At 62.9% G+C, this 21,065-nt stretch carries 19 protein-coding genes; 12 read left to right on the forward strand and 7 right to left on the reverse strand.

Annotated elements, in window-relative coordinates; all coding sequences use genetic code 11:
• Nucleotides 1–67 precede the first annotated feature (67 nt).
• The 4 genes from HU748_RS08270 to HU748_RS08285 all read left to right on the forward strand — a co-directional run bounded on the left by HU748_RS08270 (nt 68) and on the right by HU748_RS08285 (nt 3,917).
• Nucleotides 68–544 (forward strand): PaaI family thioesterase, encoded by a 477-nt coding sequence (locus HU748_RS08270; RefSeq protein ID WP_186666228.1) that lies wholly within the window; start codon nt 68–70, stop codon nt 542–544.
• Entirely contained in the window at nt 541–999 is a 459-nt protein-coding gene (locus HU748_RS08275) for a PaaI family thioesterase (protein WP_186666227.1), read from the forward strand. Before HU748_RS08270 ends, HU748_RS08275 begins: the two co-directional genes overlap by 4 nt.
• 88 nt (nt 1,000–1,087) lie before the next feature.
• Complete coding sequence (gene htpG, locus HU748_RS08280; RefSeq protein WP_054894245.1) at nt 1,088–2,995, forward strand: molecular chaperone HtpG; 1,908 nt, start codon at nt 1,088–1,090, stop codon at nt 2,993–2,995.
• A 196-nt stretch (nt 2,996–3,191) separates the two neighbouring features.
• The gene (locus HU748_RS08285) at nt 3,192–3,917 is read left to right on the forward strand and encodes a dienelactone hydrolase family protein (protein WP_151925645.1); all 726 of its coding nucleotides are present in this window, start codon (nt 3,192–3,194) and stop codon (nt 3,915–3,917) included.
• A gap of 125 nt (nt 3,918–4,042) precedes the next feature.
• Here HU748_RS08285 and HU748_RS08290 read toward each other — a convergent pair whose 3' ends face one another.
• A complete protein-coding gene (locus HU748_RS08290) occupies nt 4,043–4,906 on the reverse strand; it encodes a pirin family protein (RefSeq protein ID WP_186707985.1) in 864 nt (287 codons plus the stop codon).
• 118 nt (nt 4,907–5,024) lie between these two features.
• Here HU748_RS08290 and HU748_RS08295 point away from each other — a divergent pair, with 118 nt between their 5' ends.
• Nucleotides 5,025–6,029 carry an amidohydrolase family protein gene (locus tag HU748_RS08295; protein WP_186666224.1) on the forward strand — a complete coding sequence of 335 codons (1,005 nt, stop codon included), beginning with the start codon at nt 5,025–5,027 and terminating at the stop codon, nt 6,027–6,029.
• A 78-nt stretch (nt 6,030–6,107) separates the two neighbouring features.
• On the opposite strand, the gene fabB is transcribed toward HU748_RS08295, so the two are convergent.
• The 5 genes from fabB to HU748_RS08320 form a co-directional block, all read right to left on the reverse strand.
• Nucleotides 6,108–7,328, reverse strand: coding sequence for a beta-ketoacyl-ACP synthase I (fabB, locus tag HU748_RS08300; protein ID WP_028690472.1), 1,221 nt, complete (start codon nt 7,326–7,328; stop codon nt 6,108–6,110).
• Nucleotides 7,329–7,339: 11 nt separating this feature from the next.
• Complete coding sequence (fabA, locus tag HU748_RS08305; protein ID WP_054894238.1) at nt 7,340–7,855, reverse strand: 3-hydroxyacyl-[acyl-carrier-protein] dehydratase FabA; 516 nt, start codon at nt 7,853–7,855, stop codon at nt 7,340–7,342.
• Nucleotides 7,856–8,069: 214 nt separating this feature from the next.
• A complete protein-coding gene (locus HU748_RS08310) occupies nt 8,070–9,986 on the reverse strand; it encodes a response regulator (protein ID WP_186666222.1) in 1,917 nt (638 codons plus the stop codon).
• Entirely contained in the window at nt 9,983–10,873 is an 891-nt protein-coding gene (locus tag HU748_RS08315; protein WP_186720032.1) for an ABC transporter substrate-binding protein, read from the reverse strand. The genes HU748_RS08310 and HU748_RS08315 overlap by 4 nt, the downstream gene beginning before the upstream one ends.
• Entirely contained in the window at nt 10,873–12,984 is a 2,112-nt protein-coding gene (locus HU748_RS08320) for a TonB-dependent receptor (protein ID WP_186666665.1), read from the reverse strand. The genes HU748_RS08315 and HU748_RS08320 overlap by 1 nt, the downstream gene beginning before the upstream one ends.
• 239 nt (nt 12,985–13,223) lie before the next feature.
• On the opposite strand from HU748_RS08320, the gene HU748_RS08325 reads away from it, so the two are divergent.
• Genes HU748_RS08325 through sixA form a run of 3 tightly spaced genes read left to right on the forward strand, consistent with a single transcriptional unit; the run spans nt 13,224 to nt 15,089 of the window.
• Entirely contained in the window at nt 13,224–14,249 is a 1,026-nt protein-coding gene (locus HU748_RS08325; protein WP_186720034.1) for an NAD(P)H-dependent glycerol-3-phosphate dehydrogenase, read from the forward strand.
• A 37-nt stretch (nt 14,250–14,286) separates the two neighbouring features.
• Nucleotides 14,287–14,634, forward strand: coding sequence for a DUF4389 domain-containing protein (locus HU748_RS08330; RefSeq protein WP_186720036.1), 348 nt, complete (start codon nt 14,287–14,289; stop codon nt 14,632–14,634).
• Nucleotides 14,631–15,089, forward strand: coding sequence for a phosphohistidine phosphatase SixA (gene sixA / locus HU748_RS08335; protein ID WP_186720038.1), 459 nt, complete (start codon nt 14,631–14,633; stop codon nt 15,087–15,089). Before HU748_RS08330 ends, sixA begins: the two co-directional genes overlap by 4 nt.
• Before the next feature lie 91 nt (nt 15,090–15,180).
• Here the strand turns inward: sixA and HU748_RS08340 are convergent, their stop codons facing one another.
• Nucleotides 15,181–17,133, reverse strand: a complete 1,953-nt coding sequence (locus HU748_RS08340; RefSeq protein WP_186720039.1) for a hypothetical protein — start codon at nt 17,131–17,133, stop codon at nt 15,181–15,183.
• Between the two features lie 212 nt (nt 17,134–17,345).
• On the opposite strand from HU748_RS08340, the gene HU748_RS08345 reads away from it, so the two are divergent.
• The 4 genes from HU748_RS08345 to HU748_RS08360 all read left to right on the forward strand — a co-directional run bounded on the left by HU748_RS08345 (nt 17,346) and on the right by HU748_RS08360 (nt 20,946).
• Entirely contained in the window at nt 17,346–18,134 is a 789-nt protein-coding gene (locus HU748_RS08345) for an alpha/beta hydrolase (protein ID WP_186666210.1), read from the forward strand.
• The gene (locus tag HU748_RS08350) at nt 18,131–18,985 is read left to right on the forward strand and encodes an alpha/beta hydrolase (protein ID WP_186720040.1); all 855 of its coding nucleotides are present in this window, start codon (nt 18,131–18,133) and stop codon (nt 18,983–18,985) included. Before HU748_RS08345 ends, HU748_RS08350 begins: the two co-directional genes overlap by 4 nt.
• A 107-nt stretch (nt 18,986–19,092) precedes the next feature.
• Nucleotides 19,093–19,887 carry a DUF4892 domain-containing protein gene (locus HU748_RS08355; protein ID WP_186666206.1) on the forward strand — a complete coding sequence of 265 codons (795 nt, stop codon included), beginning with the start codon at nt 19,093–19,095 and terminating at the stop codon, nt 19,885–19,887.
• 12 nt (nt 19,888–19,899) lie between these two features.
• Nucleotides 19,900–20,946: an AI-2E family transporter gene (locus HU748_RS08360; RefSeq protein WP_186666204.1), complete on the forward strand. Its 1,047-nt coding sequence runs from the start codon at nt 19,900–19,902 to the stop codon at nt 20,944–20,946.
• Nucleotides 20,947–21,065 lie beyond the last annotated feature (119 nt).

The raw sequence follows: 21,065 nt of genomic DNA on the forward strand, positions 1-21,065 counted from the left end.
CACCCCGTTCTATATCGACTTTTCCCTGGGTTTGTGAAATGTCGAGTCGGCAAGGAGTACGCGGACCATGAGTGAGACGGCCTTGATGGCGATGGCTGGACGTTTTCTTTCAGCGCTAAGGCATTGCCAGGTGTTGCAGATGCGTGTCCATCACGCTGATGCCGAGGGCATGACCCTGATACTGCCCTGGTCGGAAGCGATCGTTGGCAATCCACAGACTGGCGCCGTCCATGGCGGCGTGCTGACCACGCTGATGGACACCACCTGCGGCATGGCCACCCTTTGTGTACTGCCGCAGTTCGAAGTCTGCCCGACCCTGGACCTGCGTATCGACTACATGCATCCTGCGCAGCCTGGCAAGGACATCCATGGCCATGCCCAATGTTATCGCGTCACCCGTGATGTGATCTTCACCCGCGGTACGGCCTATCAGGACGACCCTGCTCAGCCGATCTGTCAGGTGGTCGGCACCTTCATGCGTCTTGGGCAGGAGGCCCGAGGTGGTATCCGTTTCGGCAGCGGCCTCAAGGAGGGCAGGGCATGATTCCCGAGGATGTTCGCAAGCAGCTGATTCAGGCCCATGCCCGCGGCGACTATGCACCGTTGCTGGCGCTGATTCCCTACGCCGCGCTTATCGGCATCGAATGCGAGCGCCAGGGCGATGACCTGCTGTTCCGCCTGCCGGCCAATCAGGACAACATCGGCAACCCCTTGCTGCCGGCCATCCATGGAGGTGTCATTGCAGGTTTCATGGAGCTTTCGGCGGCGCTCTATTTGTTGATCTTCAGCGAAAGCCTCAGTATTCCCAAGATCATCGACTTCTCCATCGACTACCTGCGCGCCGGGCACTACCGCGACACTTATGCCCAGTGCCAGCTATGGCGCCAAGGCCGTCGAGTGACCAACGTGGCGATCACCGCCTGGCAAGGCGATCGCGACTCGCCCATCGCCACCGCTCGGGCGCATTTCAAGATCGAACCGCATAAGCCCTTGAAATAGTCGGACATGCCCCCATCTGTTGAGCATCTGCCCGGCCACGCGCAATTGCCGTCGGGTGCAATGACCAACAGATCGGAGTTTGAAGACGATGAGTGTGGAGACTCAAAAAGAAACCCTGGGCTTCCAGACCGAGGTCAAGCAACTGCTGCACCTCATGATCCATTCGCTGTACTCGAACAAGGAGATCTTCCTGCGCGAGCTGATCTCCAACGCTTCCGACGCTGCTGACAAACTGCGTTTCGAAGCCCTGGCCAAGCCTGAGCTGCTCGAAGGCGATGCCGATCTGAAGATTCGCGTCAGCTTCGACAAGGACGCTGGCACCGTGACGCTGGAGGATAACGGCATCGGCATGAGCCGCGCCGATGTCATCGCGCACCTGGGCACCATTGCCAAGTCCGGCACTGCCGACTTCATGAAGAACCTCACCGGTGACCAGAAGAAGGATTCGCACCTGATCGGTCAGTTCGGTGTGGGCTTCTACTCTGCCTTCATCGTCGCCGACAAGGTCGATGTCTTCAGCCGTCGTGCCGGCGCACCCGCAGCCGAAGGCGTGCACTGGTCGTCCAAAGGCGAGGGCGACTTCGAAGTCGCCACCATCGACAAGCCGCAGCGCGGCACTCGCATCGTCCTGCACTTGAAGAAGGACGAGCAGGAGTTCGCCGACGGCTGGCGTCTGCGCAACGTGGTCAAGAAGTACTCCGACCACATTGCCCTGCCGATCCAGTTGCCCAAGGAGCAGGCTGCTGCCGCCGAAGGCGAAGAACAGCCGGCCGAGGAATGGGAAACCGTCAACCGCGCCAGCGCCCTGTGGACCCGTTCGCGTACCGAGATCAAGGACGAGGAATACCAGGAGTTCTACAAGCACATCGGCCATGACTTCGAGAACCCGCTGGCCTGGAGCCACAACAAGGTCGAAGGCAAGCTTGAGTACAACTCGCTGCTGTACGTACCGGCCCGCGCCCCCTTCGACCTGTACCAGCGCGAAGCGCCGCGCGGCCTGAAACTGTATGTGCAGCGCGTGTTCATCATGGACCAGGCCGAGTCGTTCCTGCCGCTGTACCTGCGCTTCATCAAGGGTGTGGTCGACTCCAACGACCTTTCGCTGAACGTGTCGCGCGAAATCCTGCAGAAAGACCCGATCATCGACTCGATGAAGTCGGCCCTGACCAAGCGTGTATTGGACATGCTGGAGAAGCTGGCCAAGAACGAGCCCGAGCAGTACAAAGGCTTCTGGAAGAACTTCGGCCAGGTGCTGAAGGAAGGCCCGGCAGAAGACTTCGCCAACAAGGAGAAGATCGCAGGTCTGCTGCGCTTTGCCTCCACCCACGACGACAGCGGCGAACAGAGCGTCAGCCTGGCGGACTACCTGGCCCGCGCCAAGGAAGGCCAGGACAAGATCTACTACCTCACCGGTGAGTCGTATGCGCAGGTGAAGAACAGCCCGCACCTGGAAGTCTTCCGCAAGAAAGGCATCGAAGTGCTGCTGCTGACCGATCGCATCGACGAGTGGCTGATGAGCTACCTGAGCGAGTTCGAAGGCAAGGGCTTCGTTGACGTCGCTCGTGGCGACCTGGACCTGGGCAAGCTGGATTCCGAAGAGGACAAGAAGGCCCAGGAAGAAGTCGCCAAGGACAAGGAAGGGCTGGTCGAGCGTCTGAAGAGTGCGCTAGGTGACAGCGTGGCTGAAGTCCGCGTTTCCCACCGCCTGACCGACTCGCCGGCGATCCTGGCCATTGGCGAGCAGGACCTGGGCTTGCAGATGCGCCAGATCCTCGAGGCCAGCGGGCAGAAGGTGCCGGATTCCAAGCCGATCTTCGAGTTCAACCCGACTCACCCGCTGATCGAGAAGCTCGACAACGAGCAGAGCGAGGACCGCTTCTCGGAGCTGTCACACATCCTGTTCGACCAGGCGGCCTTGGCTGCCGGTGACAGCTTGAAGGATCCAGCGGCCTATGTACGTCGCTTGAACAAGCTGCTGGTCGAGCTGTCGGCCTGAGTTCGAGCTTCATGAAAAAACCCGCTTCGGCGGGTTTTTTTGTGCCTGTTCACACTTATCAATTGCAGGCTCGCTTTTTTCTAATGTGACCTTTCTGGCAATCATGAAGATCGTCAGCATCGGCTAGCCTTTTGCACCGGGGTCCGTACACACTAGGGTCGTGATACCGAACAGTTCCAGGTTCAGGAGGAGTTTGATGAGCAAGGTAATCGTCGAGTCGCTGGTCTATCACGTTTCCGGCAAGGGCTATGAAAGCCGTCTGGTTTATGAGCCGGGGGCGCTGGGGCGGCCGGGGCTGGTGATGGCGCCGAATTGGATGGGCATCGGTGAAGGCGCCGAGCGAATCGCCAAGGAAGTGGCCGAGAAGGGCTATGTGGTGCTGATCGCTGATCTGTACGGCCAGGGCGTGCGTCCGTCGAACGCCGATGAGGCGGGTGCGGCGATGATGCCGTTGAAGAATGACCGGGCCGAGCTGCGCAAGCGCATGCAGGAGGCCCTGGCGCAACTGCTCGGGCAGTCCAAGGCGCTGTTGGCGCCGGGCAAGGTCGGTACTTTCGGTTTCTGCTTCGGTGGCTGCTGCGCCCTGGAGCTGGCGCGTACTGGCGCCGACCTGAAGGCGGCGGTGTCGTTCCACGGCACCCTGGACACGCCGAACCCTGAAGACGCCAAGCGCATCAAGGGCTCGGTGCTGGTGCTCCACGGTGCTTCCGACCCGCTGGTGCCCCGAGAGCAATTGCCGGCGTTCGAGGCTGAAATGAACGCGGCCAAGGTCGATTGGCAACTGTTGAGCTATGGCGGCGCGGTGCATTCGTTTACCGACCCGAATGCCAACGTGCCGGGCAAGATGCAGTACGACCGTCGTACCTCGGAGCGGGCCTTCCGCGCGATGCACAATCTGCTGGAAGAAGTGTTTACACACTGACAGCGTATTGGGGCTGCTATGCAGCCCTTCGCGGGCAAGCCCGCTCCCACAGGTGCGGCGCTGCTTGTCAAGGTTGCTCCATCCTTGTGGGGGCTTGCCCGCGAACGGCCGCAAAGCGGCTCAACCTAGCGAGGTAGCTCGATCCGGGAGGTCTCCCCCGGCACCTGTGGCCAGTCACCTGCCGCCCAGCGTGCCCGGGCCTGTTCGATCAACTGCGGATCGCTGGCAACGAAGTTCCAGTTCATCCGCCGAGGTCCGTCCAGCGGTGCGCCGCCTATCAGCACCAGCTGGCACTCGCCTTCGGCATACAGCTCCACTTCTTCGCCCTCCGGCAACACGACCAGGCTGCACGCTTCCACCTCCTTACCATCGAGCACCAGCTCGCCATCGAGCAGGTACAGTGCCCGTTGTGCGTGCTCGTTCGGCACGATCAACGAGGTTGCCGCCTGCATCTGCACCTGGGCGTAGAGGGTAGGAGAGAGCACCGGTACTGGCGACTCCAGACAGAATCCGGTGCCGGCGATCAGGCGGATGCGTACCCCGAGGTTGTCACTTACCGGCAAGCTGCTTGCGGGGTGGTGGCTGTAGCTGGGATCGCCCTGTTCGTGGGTCTTGGGTGATGCCAGCCAGACCTGCAGGCCGTGCAGTCGCGAGCCTTTGGCGAAGGCTTGTGCCGGCGTACGTTCCACATGTGCCACGCCGCGCCCAGCAGTCATCCAGCTGACGTCACCGGGTAGCACGCGCTGATCGGAGCCCAGGCTGTCCTTGTGCAGGATCTCGCCTTCGAACAGGTAGGTCAGGGTCGACAAGCCGATATGCGGGTGCTGGCGGATGTCCATGCCGCTGCCGGGGGCAAAGTCAGTATCCAGCATGTGGTCGAAGAATACGAAGGGGCCGACGCTGCGGCACTGAGCCGAGGGTAGCGGGCGCAGGATCGGTTGGCCCTCCACCGATTCGGCGCGTGGGCGGATGATCAGGGGGCTGCTCATGGTCGGGCTCCGGACGGGCAGGGGGTGCGCCTAGCATAGCGGGTCGCGGCGGCGTGCTGAACCGTCTTGCAGGCGCGCGGGTCTACCCTCTTCCTGACTGGAACAAGGAAGCTGCTCCATGATTGCCAGAGTGCTGGCCTGCATTGTGTTATCCGGGTGCCTGTGCCAGGCGGCGCAAGCGCGCGACTATCGCTACAGTGACGCCCATCTGCATTACGTCGACTTCTTCCAGGAAACCGAAGGCATGCCTGCACTGCTGAAAGCCATGGATGAAGCCGGCGTCGAGCACACGATGATTTCCGGTATTCCGGTGGCGAAGAAATGGCATGAGGATGAACCCAAGCGCCCACGCTATTACGCGGGTGACGACGCTGATGCCTACTGGTTCAGTGCTACCGATATCCATGTAGTGGCAGCGGTGCAGAAGTTGCCGGCCGAGCAGCAGAAACGCTTTCATCCGTTCCTGTCGGGTTTCAACCCGGTGGACAAGAACGCGGTCAGCCACATCGAGCGGATGCTCGAATTGCACCCAGGGTTCTGGCAGGGCATCGGTGAGGTGTTCACCCGGCATGATGACCTCACGGCGCTGACCAGCGGTGACACGCCGCGGGCCAACAACGAAGCAATGGCGCGCATTTACCATCTGGCGGCCGAGCGAGACTTGCCGGTGCTGGTGCATTCGAACATCACCTCCAAGCGCGAGCGTAACCCGCTGTACCTGGCGGAGATCGAAGAGCCGCTGCGCAATCACCCGCATACGCGTTTCATCTGGGCCCATGCCGGTACCAGCATGGAGATTCATCGTCACCAGACGCAGATGGACTTCATCCTGCCAACGCTGGAGCGCATGCTCGAAGCTTATCCGAACCTGTATATCGACCTCTCGTGGAGTGTGCTGCAGCCTTACCTGCTGGATGAGCGAGGCGCCCCGCGCAAGGCGTGGCTGGCGTTGGTCGAGCGCTTCCCGGAGCGGTTCATGCTGGGTTCGGATGTGGTCGGCAAGTTCGGCAGTGTCGGTGAGCAGATGCACGGATTCGAGCCGTTTCTGGACGCGTTGCCTGAGGCGGTTGCGCGCAAGGTGGCGCGGGATAATTTCCTTGCGGTACTGCCCAAGCAGCGTTGAGCTACCGGCTCTTTCGCGGGCAACACAAATGAAAACGCCCCGAACCAGTCGGGGCGTTTTCGTTGTCGCAGCAGCGTCTTACTTGCCAGTCCAGCGCTTGAGCACCAGGGTGGCATTGGTGCCGCCGAAGCCGAAGCTGTTGCTCATGACCGTATCGATCTTGGCGTTTTCTTCGGTTTTACGCAGTACCGGCAGGTCAGCGACCTCTGGGTCCAGTTCGTCGATGTTGGCGGATCCGGCGATGAAGTTGTTTTCCATCATCAGCAGGCAGTAGATCGCTTCGTGCACGCCAGCGGCGCCCAGCGAGTGGCCAGACAGGCTCTTGGTCGAGCTGATCTTGGGTGCCTTGTCGCCGAACACTTCGCGCACGCCTTTCATTTCAGCGACGTCGCCGACCGGCGTCGAGGTGCCGTGGGTGTTCAGGTAGTCGATCGGGGTGTCGACGGTGGACAGCGCCTGCTGCATGCAGCGGATCGCGCCTTCGCCGCTTGGAGCGACCATGTCGTAACCATCGGAAGTCGCGCCGTAGCCGACGATTTCGGCGTAGATCTTGGCGCCACGGGCCAGAGCGTGCTCCAGCTCCTCGACCACCACCATGCCGCCACCGCCGGCGATGACGAAGCCATCACGGTCGGCGTCGTAGGCGCGCGAGGCCAGCTCAGGGGTTTCGTTGCGCTTGGTCGACAGGGCGCCCATGGCATCGAACAGGAACGACTGGCTCCAGTGCTCTTCTTCACCGCCGCCGGCGAAGACGATGTCCTGCTTGCCCCACTGAATCTGCTCCAGCGCGGTGCCGATGCAGTGTGCGGAGGTGGCGCAGGCCGACGAGATCGAGTAGTTGATGCCCTTGATCTTGAACGGGGTGGCCAGGCACGCCGATACGGTGCTGCCCATGGTGCGGGTGACACGGTATGGGCCGACACGCTTGACGCCTTTCTCGCGCAGGGTGTCCAGTGCTTCCATCTGGTTCAGGGTCGAAGCGCCGCCGGAACCTGCAACCAGGCCGGTGCGCGGGTTGGACACCTGCTCTTCGGTCAGGCCTGCGTCCTTGATCGCGTCCTGCATCGCCAGGTAGGCGTAGGCGGCGGCGTGACCGACGAAGCGATAGACCTTGCGGTCGATCAGCTCTTCCAGGTTCAGGTCGATGGAGCCGGAAACCTGGCTACGCAGCCCCATTTCCTTGTATTCCGGGTTGTAACGGATACCCGGACGGCTGTTGCGCAGGTTTTCGGTGACGGTAGCTTTGTCATTGCCCAGGCACGAAACGATGCCCAGACCAGTGATAACGACGCGGCGCATGCGAATAACCCTTAGAAATTGTCAGTGGAGGTGAACACGCCGACCCGCAGGCCTTCGGCGGTGTAGATCTCGCGACCGTCGACGCTGACCGAGCCATCGGCGATGGCCATGTTCAGCTTGCCCTTCAGGACGCGCTTGATGTGGATGTTATAGGTGACTTTCTTGGCGGTAGGCAGCACCTGGCCGAAGAACTTCACTTCGCCAGAACCCAGTGCGCGACCGCGGCCCGGCAGGCCCTGCCAGCCGAGGAAAAAGCCAACCAGCTGCCACATGGCGTCAAGGCCCAGGCAGCCCGGCATCACCGGATCACCTTCGAAGTGGCAGGCGAAGAACCACAGGTCTGGAGTGATATCCAGCTCGGCGACCAATTCACCTTTGCCGAACTTGCCGCCTTCCTCACTGATGTGGGTGATGCGGTCTACCATCAGCATGTTCGGGGCGGGCAGTTGCGCATTACCGGGGCCGAACAGCTCACCGCGACTGCAGCGCAGCAGGTCTTCCCGAGTAAAGGCGTGTTGTTTGGTCATGCGAGCTCCTCAATAACCCCCTGTGGCAGGGGATGAATCTTCCCGGCCGACCCGAAATCCTACAGATTCCAGGGCAGCAGCCTACAGGTAGACTATTGCGTTGTGGTGAAAGTCACAGCGCACCTGGCAAAAGAAGTACAGGTGTGCACTGAAAGTTTTATTCTCAAGGCCAACGACGGCCCTGTCCAGTCTTTAAGACTGCCGCACTTTATCATTAATCGCCAGTCGCGGCTGTCCGCCCGGGCAACCAGCGCTGCAGAATACGTTGCAGATCGGTGCGTTTGAACGGTTTGCTCAGGTAATCGTTCATTCCTGCCGCCAGGCAGCGTTCACGATCGCCCTGCAGGGCATTGGCGGTCAAGGCGATGATCGGCAGTTGTGCGCCGTGCTGGCGGATGCGGCGTGTGGCTTCGTAGCCGTCCATCTGCGGCAGGCGACAATCCATGAGGATTGCCGCAAAACTTTGCTGGCCCGCCATTTCCACCGCCTGCGCGCCGTCCAGTGCCACGCTGACCTCGAAGCCCAGACTGCGCAGCATGGCTTCGATGACGCTCTGATTGACCGGGTTGTCTTCCACCAGCAGGATCCGCTGGCCTTCGCCACCCGGCAGTGCGTCATGCTCGTGACCGAGCAGGCGCGCTGCTGGCTTGCTCGACAGCATCAGAGGGACTTCCAGGGTGAAGGTCGAACCCATGCCCTCGCGGCTTTCGCCGCGCAACTTGCCGCCCATGCGCTCGGCCAGGGTACGGGCGATGGACAAGCCCAACCCGGTGCCGCCGTAACGCCTTGAAATAGAACTGTCGGCTTGCTGGAAGGCGACGAACATCGTTTCCAGGCGATCGCTGTCGATTCCGATGCCGGTATCGCGCACCGCGCAGGTCAGCCAGAGCAGTTGGCGGTCGAGCATTTGCCAGCGGCTCTCGATCTCCACTTCGCCGCGCTCGGTGAACTTCAGCGCGTTGCCCACCAGGTTCAACAGGATCTGCCGAATGCGTGTCGGATCGCCGATCACCTGCAGGCGGTCCATGCCTGGCGGCAGGTGCAGGCGCAGGGCCAGGTTGCGCTGTTGGGCGCTGTGCTGGAACGACTGCACGCTGCTGGCAATCAGCTCGCCAAGGTTGAAATCGATGTGCTCCAGCTCCAGGCTGGTGCGTTCGATGCGCGAGAAGTCGAGGATGTCGTTGATCACCTTGAGCAGGTGGCCGGTGGACTCGCTGGCCACCGCCGTGTATTCGGCCTGCTCGTCGGTCAGTGTAGTGGTTTCCAGCAGCTGCAGCATGCCGAGTACGCCGTTCATCGGGGTCCGCAGCTCGTGGCTCATCATCGCCAGGAAGTCCGACTTGGCGCGGTTGGCCTGCTCGGCCTCTTCACGAGCCTGAGTCAACTGGGCGATGGCCTGTTTCTGCTCGTGGCTGGCCTGGTCGAGGGCGCTGGCAAGGTTGTTGATGTGCCGTGCCAGGTGACCCAGTTCGCTGTCGTCGACCACCGGCAATGGCGCGTTGAATTCACCCTGCTGGATGGCTTCGACCGCATGGCCCATGTCACTGATCGGCTTGGACAGGCTTCTGGCCAGGCGCCGGGCGAGGAGGAAGGTAAACAGCAAGGCGAACAGGGCGAGAATGCCGGCCTTGATCACGATCTCCTGCTGGCGTTCGCTGAAGGCGTCGTCGGACATGCCGACGATCACTCGCCCCAGGTAATCGTCGCCAATGCTGGGTGGCGTCTTGCCTTCCTGCAGGAAGTCGTTGTCCAGGCGGATCTGTTGCAGGCGAATGGGCGCCTGGAACACTTCGACGCGCTGGGCGCGGTTGATGCTTTCACCCGACTGCTCGACGTAGACCAGGATGTGGTTGCGGCTGTCCTGCACCTCGAGGAAACGCACGTGCGGGATGCTCAGGGTCGCCCGCATCAAGCTTTCGAGCACCTCGTTGTTGCCTGAGATCACCCCGTATTCGGAGGCTGGCGCCAGTTGGTTGGCGATCAGTTGACCGGTGTGGTTGAGCTCCTGCCGCAAGTCCTGGATACGCACGAAGGTGAAGAAGCTGATCAGCAGCAGGGTCAGCAGCAGCGCGGGGCCCAGGCTGATGATCTGGGTGCGTGTGTGGATATCCCAACTCAGGCGCTTGGTCATGGGGTGGATTCTCCTTCGGCCAGGGCCAGGGCGGCGGCGTTCGGATCGATGGGTTCCAGGCCCAGGGCGCGGGCTACCTGCTGGTTGCCGCTGACCCCGTAGTGTTTGGGGTAGAGGCTGCGGGGCCAGTGTGTCGGCGGCTGGTCGAGCAAGTCGTCGAGCACCGCCAGCCAGTCGTCCTGATCGCTGTAGGTGCTGGCAAGGGCGCCAGCGCGAACGAAGCCGGCGTTGGGGCCAATCAGCGCCATCTGTCGGCCATAGCTGCTGAGCAGGACGTTCTTGGCGGTCTTGGAGTTGTACAGGTCGGGGTCGTCGATTCCCAACAGGACGTCGCTGCTGCCCAGCAGGTGCTGCAGCGGGCGACTGTCACGCAGGTCGGCCCAGTCCTGAGCGACGATCTCCAGGCCCAGGCCACGCGCAGCCTGGCGCAATTCGTCGATCAGAAAGCGGCTGCCGGGGCCGTACAGTACGCCAATGCGTCGCGCTTGCGGCAGCAGGTAGCGGGTCAGGCGCAGTTGCCGTGGTAGCGGCGGGTCGCTCCACAGCAGGCTCAGGTAGGAGGGGCGCGACTTTCCCAGGCGCTGCTCGGCCTGAACGCGACTGACTCGCATGGCCAGCGCCGTGGGACCTGCGGTTTCGCCCATGCGCCAGTCGAGTGCGGCGTTGTCCAGCAGGATCAGTCGGGTCTCGGGTTTGAGCAGCGCAGGGCGGGGCAGTTGCGCCACGGTCTGGAAGCGCACATGGTCGTGAGGGCGACGGGCCTCCAGTGCGGCAACGAAACTGCGCACACCGGGCTGGTCTTCGGCACCCACCAGCAGAATTTCGCTGGCCGAAAGCGCGCCCATCGGCCACAGGCACAGCAGCAGCAGGCGCAACAGGCGCAACATCAGAACTCCAGCTCCGCGCTGAAACTCAGGCGGTGGCGGCTGTCGTAGCGGTTCTGCTCGACGGTGGTGGGCTGGTCATCCAGGCGTTGCTGCCACAGCGCCGCCAGCTCCAGCGAGCTGCCATACACCCGCAGGCGCTTGGCCACGCGCAGGTCGACACGCTCGTAGCGATACTGGTTGAGGGCGTCGTCGCCATAATAGAAGAGGGCACTCGACCATCCCTGGCCCCAGTCGCGCATCCACCCGGCCGAGCCACTGTTGCGAGCGCTGAGGCGGCGGTCGTCGGGGTTGCTGGCCCAGGCGTCGACGTAGGCATAGGTCAGGCGCAGGCGGTCGCGCATGCCCAGGCGCCAGTCCAGTTGCGTCTCGGTGCCGCTGAAGCGGGCCTTGTTGGCGTTGCTGGCGATGTACTGGTTGTTTTTCAGTGGCTCGCTGATCATCCCGGTGATTTCGTCGTAGAACAGCTTGACGTCCAGGCTCAGGTCGAGGTCGGCGAAGTAGCCGTTGTAGCCCAACTCGCGTGAACGCATGCGCTCCTGGTCGAGGTTGCCCGGGCCACGGGTCTTGACGAAGTATTCACCATTGTGCAAACCCAGCACGTTGGGCGTGAGGTTCTTGACCGTGTAGCTCCAGTTGACGTTGTTCTCGAACATGTCAGGCGAACGTACGGCCTCGGAGTACACCGCGCGCAGGCCGTGGCGCGGGGTGATCAGGTAGTTGACCGCCACGCGCGGGGTCAACGAGCTGCCGGACAGCTCGCTGTCCTCGAACATGGCCCCACCCTGGAGGATCCAGTGTTCGTCGGCGCGCCATTCGAGCTGCCCGAACAGGCGCCAGGTGCGGTCGTCGAGGCTGCCGTTGAAGTAGGTCTGCGAGTCGGCGCGGTCATAGCGGTAGTTGAAGCCGCTGAGCAGGCGCAGGGTGTCGGTGAGGCTGAGGGTATCCTGGATTTCCAGGTCGTAGCGGGTTTCGCGGGTGCTCTGGTCGACATCACCGCAGACCTCACGGTTACCGCCGCTGTCCCATTGACTCTTGATCTGGTTGCGCAAGCCCTGCAGCACTGGGTCGCTGTTGTTGGGCGGATTGTTGGCGTTGCGCGCGACCTGTTCGGCGTAGTCCGGGTTGAGCTGCCACAGCCGGGTCAGCTCGGGGCTGAAGGCCAGCGTCGCATCGCAGGCACGCCATACTTGCTGGCGGTCGAACTGTTGCGCCGAGCCCTGTACGTACAGGCTGTGTTCGGGGCTGAAATCGATGTTCCAGCGCACTGAGCCTGCGTAATCCTTGGCGTTGAGGTCGGCGTTGTCGCCGCGCCCGGTGACGAAGGGGAACACCGGGGTATAGGTGTAGGGGCGTTGGTTGCTGCCTTCCTTGGCCGCCAGTTGCCATTCGAGGGTCTGGTCGGGCGCCAGGGTGTGGCTGGCGCTGAGGTTGAAGCGCGTCAGCCGACGGCTGTCGCGGTAGTCCTGGCCGTATTGGTTCTTGTCGAAGCCATCGTCCTGCATGCCGGACATCGACAGGCGCAGATCGCCGCCTTCCCAGCCGAGGCCCTGGCTGGCGTAGAAATCATTGATGCCATCCTGGCCCTGGGTGATCTTCAGTCGCGTGCCGTGGCTGTCGGCGGGGCTGCGGGTGAGGATGTTGACCACGGCCATCAGGGCGTTGGCACCATAGCTGACGGTATTGGGGCCGCGGAACACTTCGATGCGTTCGATATCCTCGATCGCCAGCGGGATATCGCTCCAGTCCACGGTGGCGAGGCCTGCTCGATACACCGAACGGCCGTCGATCAGCACCTGCATGCGCCGGGCGTCGTTGACGTTACTGCCGTGGTAGTTGACGGTCGGCTGGTTACCGGCGCCGTAGCCGATCATCATGCCGGGCACCAGGCGCAGCAGCTCGGGGATGTCTCGTGCACCGCTGGCGCGGATCAGTTCGCTGTCGAGCACGGTCATGCTGCCGGGCACTGCCGCCGGGGATTGTTTCAGGCGTGTGGCGGTCAGAACCTGCGGCAGGTTCTGGTTGTCGATGAACAGGTCATCGGCCATGGCCGAACCACCGAGCAGGACGGTCAGCAAGAGCAGGCGAGGGGCAGGAGGCGTGCCTGGGAACACGTGACGGCCTTGTTTGCGGGATAAACCAGGCATGGTAACCGACCGTGGGGGTTTTTCCAGTGATCTGCGCTGGATTTGCCGCCCTCTTCTCGGATGAATCCCCTCTTGCGGGGCATACGTTCGTGCGCCATGCCGGCGGGTTTACCCGTGAAGAGGCCGGTGCTGACACTGGTTCTGTCGCAGACGAGCCGTATAATGCCCCCGTCGCCACTCAACTTAATGGCTTTAACGGATTGAATATGACTGAACAGCAACCTGTTGCAGTTCTGGGAGGCGGGAGCTTCGGCACCGCCGTGGCGAACCTGCTGGCGGAAAACGGCAATCCAGTACGTCAATGGATGCGCGATCCCGAGCAGGCCGAGGCCATGAGCACCAACCGCGAGAATCCTCGCTATCTCAAAGGCATTCGCCTGCATGACGCTGTCGAGCCGGTCAATGACCTGCTGGCGACCCTGCAATCGAGCGACCTGGTCTTCGTTGCGCTACCGTCGAGCGCCTTGCGCAGCGTACTGGCGCCGCATGCCGAGTTGCTGCGCGGCAAGTGCCTGGTCAGCCTGACCAAGGGTATCGAGGCGCAGACATTCAAGCTGATGAGCCAGATTCTCGAAGAGATCGCCCCCCAGGCGCGTATCGGCGTACTGTCCGGGCCGAACCTGGCCCGTGAGATCGCCGAGCATGCGTTGACCGCTACTGTGGTTGCCAGTGAGGACGAGGCGCTGTGCCAGCGCGTGCAGGATGTCTTGCACGGGCGTACCTTCCGCGTCTATGCCAGCGCCGACCGATTCGGTGTGGAGCTTGGGGGCGCGCTGAAGAACGTCTACGCGATCATCGCCGGCATGGCCGTGGCGCTGGAGATGGGCGAGAACACCAAGAGCATGCTGATCACCCGGGCGCTGGCCGAGATGACCCGTTTCGCCGTGAGCCAGGGCGCCAACCCCATGACCTTCCTGGGTCTGGCAGGGGTGGGCGACCTGATCGTCACCTGCTCCTCGCCCAAGAGCCGCAACTACCAGGTCGGGCACGCCCTGGGGCAGGGGTTGAGCCTGGAAGAGGCGGTCAGCCGCCTGGGCGAAGTGGCCGAAGGGGTGAACACCTTGAAAGTACTCAAGGCCAAGGCCCAGGAAGTGCAGGTCTACATGCCGTTGGTGGCCGGGCTGCACGCGATCCTGTTCGAAGGGCGAACCCTGGCCCAGGTGATCGAGCACCTGATGCGGGCCGAGCCCAAGACCGACGTCGATTTCATTTCCACCAGCGGTTTCAACTGAGCCTTAAGCGGCCTCTAATCAGAGCAAGGAGCGACACATGAACGATACGCCCGAGCGCGCCCAGCGCGAGTCGATCATCCTGCGGGTGCTGTGGATGCTGGTGTTCCTGGTGGTCTGGCAACTGGCCGAGCTGCTGCTTGGCGGGCTGGTGCTGGTGCAGCTGATCTACCGCCTGGTGTATGGCGCGCCGAGTGCCAGCCTGATGAGCTTCGGCGACAGCCTCAGCCAGTACCTGGCGCAGATCGGCCGCTTCGGCACCTTCCACACCGACCAGAAGCCCTGGCCGTTTGCCGACTGGCCGACGCCCCGCGCGCCTGAGGGCGAAGTGCCCCACACAGTGGCTGCGGCGCCGCACCCGGTGCGTGACGAGGAGCCGAAACTGTGAAGCTGTGGATTCTGCGCCACGGCGAAGCGGAGCCGCGGGCCAATACCGATGCCGAGCGTCGTCTCACGGCCCATGGTCGCGAGCAAGTGCTGCACAGTGCTGCACATCTGCTGGGCCAGCCGCTGCAGGCGATCATCGCCAGCCCCTATGTGCGCGCCCAGCAGACCGCCGCCCTGGTGCACGACACCCTTGGCTTTGCCGAACCGGTGCGCACCGTGCCGTGGTTGACCCCGGAGAGCAATGTTCGGCAGGTGATCGGCGAAATCGAGCGGCTGGCGCTGGAACATGTATTGCTGGTCAGCCATCAGCCATTGGTGGGCGCGCTGGTGGGGATGCTGGAGCATGGGCATTTGCAGCAGCCGGCACGGATGAGCACTGCGGACCTGGCAGAACTCGAGGGGGAGTTGTCACCTTTCGGTGTGATGACATTGCTGAGCCCGAGCTTCAACCCCTGAGTTCATCTGCAGTTCCTGCGCTTGCGTGGTGGGAGGCCGATCGCGATGATGCGTTCGGCCATCTTCGTATGCAGCATGGACCTGGTGAGCCTCAGCGATTGAATATTCCCCAGCCCACAGCCGTATCTCCACCGAAATTCGTTGCACGCAAGGAAACCCTGTTGCCGTTGGCAACGTCTATCGCATAGCGTCTGCCTGTTCCCGCCGAGTCCGCACTCCACGCCCGATCACCGATGCCTGGGTTGTTGTTGTAGCTAGCGCGCATTGCATCCCATTCTCCAAGCGTAGGTAATGCTCCGCCTCTCTCTGTGGCCAGATCTCGGCACCAATACCACACATTGACTGAGCCCATGCCTTCAATCCGTCTGACATTGGATACGGTCACCGGATAGCTGGCACTGGCACCAGCGGTATCGGTCACGATCACATTGGCCGTCCCGCTGCCATAAGACACCGCTCGCCCAGTGGAAGGGTTGACCTCGATCACGTTGCCGTTGCTCGTCGAGTAGGTGTAGGGCGGTTGGCCGCCGCTGGCGGTGCGCTGCACGAAAGCGTTGGCGGGGGGGTGGGTCACCGGGTTGCTGTTGCGGAGGATCACGCCATTGAGTGTTGCCGGTGAGGTATCGATGGTCAGGGGCGGCGTCAGTGCGTTGATCCGCAGGTTCACGACAGGCGAGGGGACCGCAGCCCCTCCCGAGCCTCGGGTGACCAGGTACTGCACGGTTACCGTTCTGCCAGCATTGGCGTCTACCTGAGTCTTGGGAACAGAAAACGTGAGCCGACTTACGCTGCCGACAGTCTGTGGGGAGCCAGCGATTCCCGCAAAAGTCACCGACACCACATCACCGATGGCCATACCGCCGTAGACCTCGACCAGGACGGGCAGGCCGGTGGACGGGACATCTCCAGGTGGTAGTACATCGCCTGGTGCCAGGGGAATCACCGGTTTTGCAAGGACCAGCTCCTGGACCCTGTGTACAGTCCATACATCGGATTCAGGATTGTCTGCGTAGCGCCCTCGGACTTTGAAATCGTAGGTTTTCACGCTCAAGTTTGTCCGAGTGCTCGTCCAGCTGCCGTTCGCTGCGACAGGCTCGATACTTATCACGCTGGCGCCATCAAGTACCTCGACCTGCTGGTTGGCTGATGCCTGACCGCTCAACACCAGGCTTGGCGAGGTTGTCGAACTGCCGTTTGGCACCTCTGTTCCCTTGTCGTCTTTTACGGAAACGATAGTGGGCCTGACCACAATGATCTTCTCGAGCGTGTAGAGCGCGTCCGGGAATACTCGGGCCTGCCCCTCGTTACTGGTGGCGTCGAATGCTACCGAAACTGTCGCCGTGAGGCTGGAGCCGCTGCTGAGCTTCTCCAGCTCGGTGCGCGGCAAGACCAGGTCCAGCCCTGCTGTTACCTGTTCAGGGACGACCTCTGCGCCTCGGGCCAGGTAGACCGTATGGGTCGAGCCATTTTCGAGGGTCCCGTCCACACGGATCCACACCCGTTGACCCACCGCTATCAATGGCCATGGTTCAACCTTGACCTGTGCATTGCCGGTGAAATTGTTGAGATCGAGTACCCTGGTGGTCGCGTTGGCCTGGGGAATCACAGGGGCAGGCAAATCGCTTTGCGCCAGGGTTCCCACCGCCAGCAGCATTGGCAAGGATAATCTTGCAGCCTGGCCACTGCGTGCTACTGCGTAGCGGAGGGTGACCGTCTTGCCCTGGCTGGCAGCCACCACGCTGACAGGCGCCTGGAAATCGACATAACCAAAGAGGCTTCCGGGTTGTTGGTCGCTCTGCCAACTGTCCGTAGCAGTGCTCCCGGACCAGTCTGCCGCCAGAGTGTCGCTGGGCAGCATGGCCGGATACTGTGCTCTTACGGTAGCGCCGTTGAGCGCGTCGATGGGGTCGAGCCTGTCGTCCGTTGCCTGCAGTACGGAAGGTGCGGGGTAATCTGTCTCAGCCCTGCGTGTGACCTTGAAAGTCAAAGGCTTCGAGACCAGGCCTTGTGCATGCAGTTGCTGCTCGTCCTCAGCGGTTGACATCGTCGACTCCTCAGGTTTCCAGGGGTTCATGGCGCAGTGTGAACGAGGCAGGAAACGAGTGAAACTGACAGAAATACCAGGTATCGCGCTGGCTCAGCGGGGTGTTGCGTCGCCTTGACCTGATTGCCCTCGCCGATGACCTTTCCGAACGTTGCCGCCAACCGGCAGGTTGCTGACAATGGGCTATCACTCTCCAGTCGGACCAGGCGGTCATGTCGCAGCAGATCTTCTTCGCCCATGCCAACGGTTTTCCTTCGGCCACCTACGGCAAGCTGTTCGCGGCCCTGGCCCCGGACTACCAGGTCTGCCACCTGGAGCAGCACGCCCACGACCCGCGCTTTCCGGTGGATGACAACTGGCAGAACCTGGTCGACGAGCTGCTGCATCATCTGGCGCAGCAGCCGGCCCCGGTCTGGGGTGTCGGTCATTCCCTCGGTGGTGTGCTGCACCTGCATGCCGCCCTGCGCCGACCCGAGCTCTACCGCGGTGTGGTGATGCTCGACTCGCCCGTGCTCACTCGCGCCGACCAATGGCTGATCCGCACTGCCAAACGCTTCGGTTTCATCGACCGCATCACGCCGGCCGGGCGAACCGAAGGACGGCGCGAGGCGTTTCCTGATCGCGACAGCGCGCGCAGTTACTTCGCCAGCAAGGCGCTGTTCCGCCAGTTCGATCCCGATTGCCTCGAAGCCTATCTCGAGCACGGTTTGCAAACAGTGGATGAGGGGGTGCGTTTGCGCTTCGACCCCAGCACCGAAATGCGCATCTACCGCAGCATTCCCCATGTCAGTCCGGCCCCTGCGCGCCAGTTGCAAGTACCGCTGGCCATGGTGCGTGGCGATCGCAGCCGGGTGATCCGCAAGCACCACGCCCTGGCGGTGCGGGCGATGCCACGGGGGGAATATCACAGCGTCCCGGGCGGGCATATGTTTCCACTGGAGCGGCCCACCGATACTGCCAGTCTGATCAAGGGCCTGTTTGATCGCTGGAGCCAGGCATGAGCGCGCAGGTCGAGGAGATTCGTCTGAGTCTGGGCCATATCGAACTGGCCGCACACCTGTTCGGTCCTGCCGACGGCCTGCCGGTGATCGCTCTGCACGGCTGGCTCGACAATGCCAACAGCTTCGCCCACCTGGCCCCGCGCCTGAAAGGCCTGCGCATTGTCGCGCTCGACCTGGCCGGGCATGGCTACTCACAGCATCGTCCGGCCGGGGCGAGCTACAACCTGGCCGATTATGCCCATGATGTGCTGCGGGTTGCCGAGCAACTGGGCTGGGAGCGCTTTGGCCTGCTCGGGCATTCGCTGGGGGCGATCATCTCGGTGCAGTTGGCTGGCGCACTGCCCGAACGGATCAGCCATCTGGCGTTGATCGATGGCGTCATCCCGCCCACGGTCGCCGAGCAGGATGCCGCCGAGCGCCTGGGCATGGCGCTGCAGGCGCAGTTGCGCCTGGAGGGCAAGCGCAAGTCGGTGTACCCGACCCTGGAGGCGGGCGTGCAGGCGCGAATGAAAGGCATGGTTGCGGTCAGTCGCGAAGCTGCCGAACTGCTGGCCCAGCGTGGTCTCATGCCAGTGCCGGGTGGTTACAGCTGGCGCAGCGACAGCCGTCTGACCTTGCCGTCGCCGGTGCGCCTGAACGAAGCCCAGGCCATGGCGTTCGTACGGCGGGCGAGCTGCCCGGTCTGCCTGGTCGTCGCGGGGGACGGCATGTTGGCGCGCCACACAAGCCTGCTGGAGCAGCTACCCTTCGAGCAGGTGACCTTGCCCGGTGGCCACCACCTGCACTTGAATGACGAGCAGGGCGCGGCCCTTGTCGCAGACTGTTTCAATCGCTTCTTTGGCTTTGCTTGACTTGTACCGGACAAGTGTCGAGGCTTGGCGGGTTGAACAGGGAGACAACCATACATGCCAGACATTCACGATCTTCGCCACGGCGCCCGGCGCCGCAAGGATGGCCGATGAGCGCGCCGTTTTTCCTCCGCAGCGCCATCGCCGCCTGCTTCACACTTGCCAGCCCGCTGTTGTGGGCCGGCAGCCTGCCGGTGCCGGCTGACGCCAAGGTGGTCGACCAGCGCCCTGCCGTTGAGCAGGAACGGGTCTACCCGATGGGACCGGTGCGCAAGATCAGCGGCCGCCTGCGGGTCGAGGGCAAGGTCGAGAGCCGTGGCCAGGTCAGTTCGGTCACCTATGAACTGCCGGTGGAGCGCACTGCCCGCGAGGCCTTTACCAGCGCCCGTGAAGAGCTGCAGCGCGACGGTGGTTATCCACTGTTCTGGTGCCAGGGCCGTGACTGCGGCGAGGCCAGCATCTGGGCCAACGATGTGTTCAACAACGCCCGCCTCAATGGCGGCGACGAGCAGCAGGCCTTCATTCTTTTGCGCCGCTCGGCCGAAGAGGCCGACACGCTGGTCGCCCTGTACAGCGTCACCCGCGGCAACCGCCGCGCCTACCTGCATGTCGAAGAGTTCGTCGCTGACAGCCCGCTGGGCGAAGTACTGCCGACGGCCGCCACGGTGCTGCGCGAGATGCGCGATACCGGCAAGCTCGACTACCCTGACCTGAGCGCGCCACAGCCTGCCTGGGTTTCGCTGTTGGCCCGCAGCCTGAACCTGGACAGCACCCTGCGCGCCAGCCTCAGCGGCCAGGCGGCGGAAGCCTGGCGCGAGCAACTGGTCAAGGCCGGTGTACGCAGTGCCCGTCTCGAAGTGGGTACGGCGCCTACCGATGGTCTGCATCTGGAACTGATTCGTTGAACGAGGGCCATCATGGCCAACAATGACCGTCTGCTGATCCAGATTCTGTTGCTGGCGCTGTTGGGCGCCGCCCTGTGGGTCATGGCGCCGTTCATCTCGGCGTTACTCTGGGGGGCGATCCTGGCCTTTGCCAGCTGGCCGCTGATGCGCTTGCTGACGCGTTGGCTGGGCGGGCGCGAAACCCTCGCGGCCAGCATCCTCACGACGGTGTGGATCCTGGTGGTCGCGCTGCCGCTGGTGTGGCTGGGCTTCAACCTGGCCGACCATGTGCGCGACGCCACCAACTTCGTGCGTGACGTACAGGTGGAGGGTTTGCCGGATGCGCCGGACTGGGTGCGTGGCATTCCCTTCATCGGCGAGCGCCTGGTCAACTGGTGGGAGTCCCTCGACCAGCAGGGCGCGGCCTTGATCGCGTCGGCCAAACCGTACTTCGGCCAGGTTGGCAATTGGTTCCTGGCGCGTAGCGCGCAGATCGGCAGCGGCGTGCTGGAACTCACGCTCAGTATCGTCTTCGTGTTCTTCTTCTACCGCGACGGTCCACGCCTGGCCGCGTTCGTGCAGCGCTTGCTGCAGCGCCTGGTCGGCGAGCGTGCCGAGTACTACATCGACCTGGTGGCCGGCACCGTGCAGCGGGTGGTCAACGGCGTAATCGGTACCGCCGCGGCGCAAGGGCTGCTGGCTCTGATCGGCTTCCTCATCGCCGGCGTGCCCGGGGCGATCGTGCTGGGCCTTGTGACCTTCATGCTCAGCCTGATCCCGATGGGCCCGCCACTGGCCTGGATTCCGGCCACCGGCTGGCTGGTGTGGAAGGGCGAGTACGGGATGGCGGTGTTCCTCGGGATATGGGGCACCTTCATCATCAGTGGCGTGGACAACGTGCTCAAACCGTACCTGATCAGCCGCGGTGGGAACCTGCCGCTGGTGATCGTGCTGCTCGGCGTGTTTGGCGGGTTGATCGCGTTTGGCTTCATCGGCTTGTTCATCGGACCGACCTTGCTGGCCGTCGGTTACAGCCTGTTGCTGGACTGGAGCCGGCATTCGGGGCAGGTCAAACCGTAAGCTGTTGCGGTCTCTTCGCGGGCAAGTCCGGGGCGCCGCGAAAAGGCCGCGACAGGCAGTCCGAAACCTGATCTTTACGCATTCTTTATGCTGTGACCCGCCCCCCGATCTCGTCTCTT

The sequence above is a fragment of the Pseudomonas sp. RW3S2 genome (assembly GCF_014268955.1).
GTDB classification, from domain to species: Bacteria; Pseudomonadota; Gammaproteobacteria; order Pseudomonadales; family Pseudomonadaceae; genus Aquipseudomonas; species Aquipseudomonas wayambapalatensis.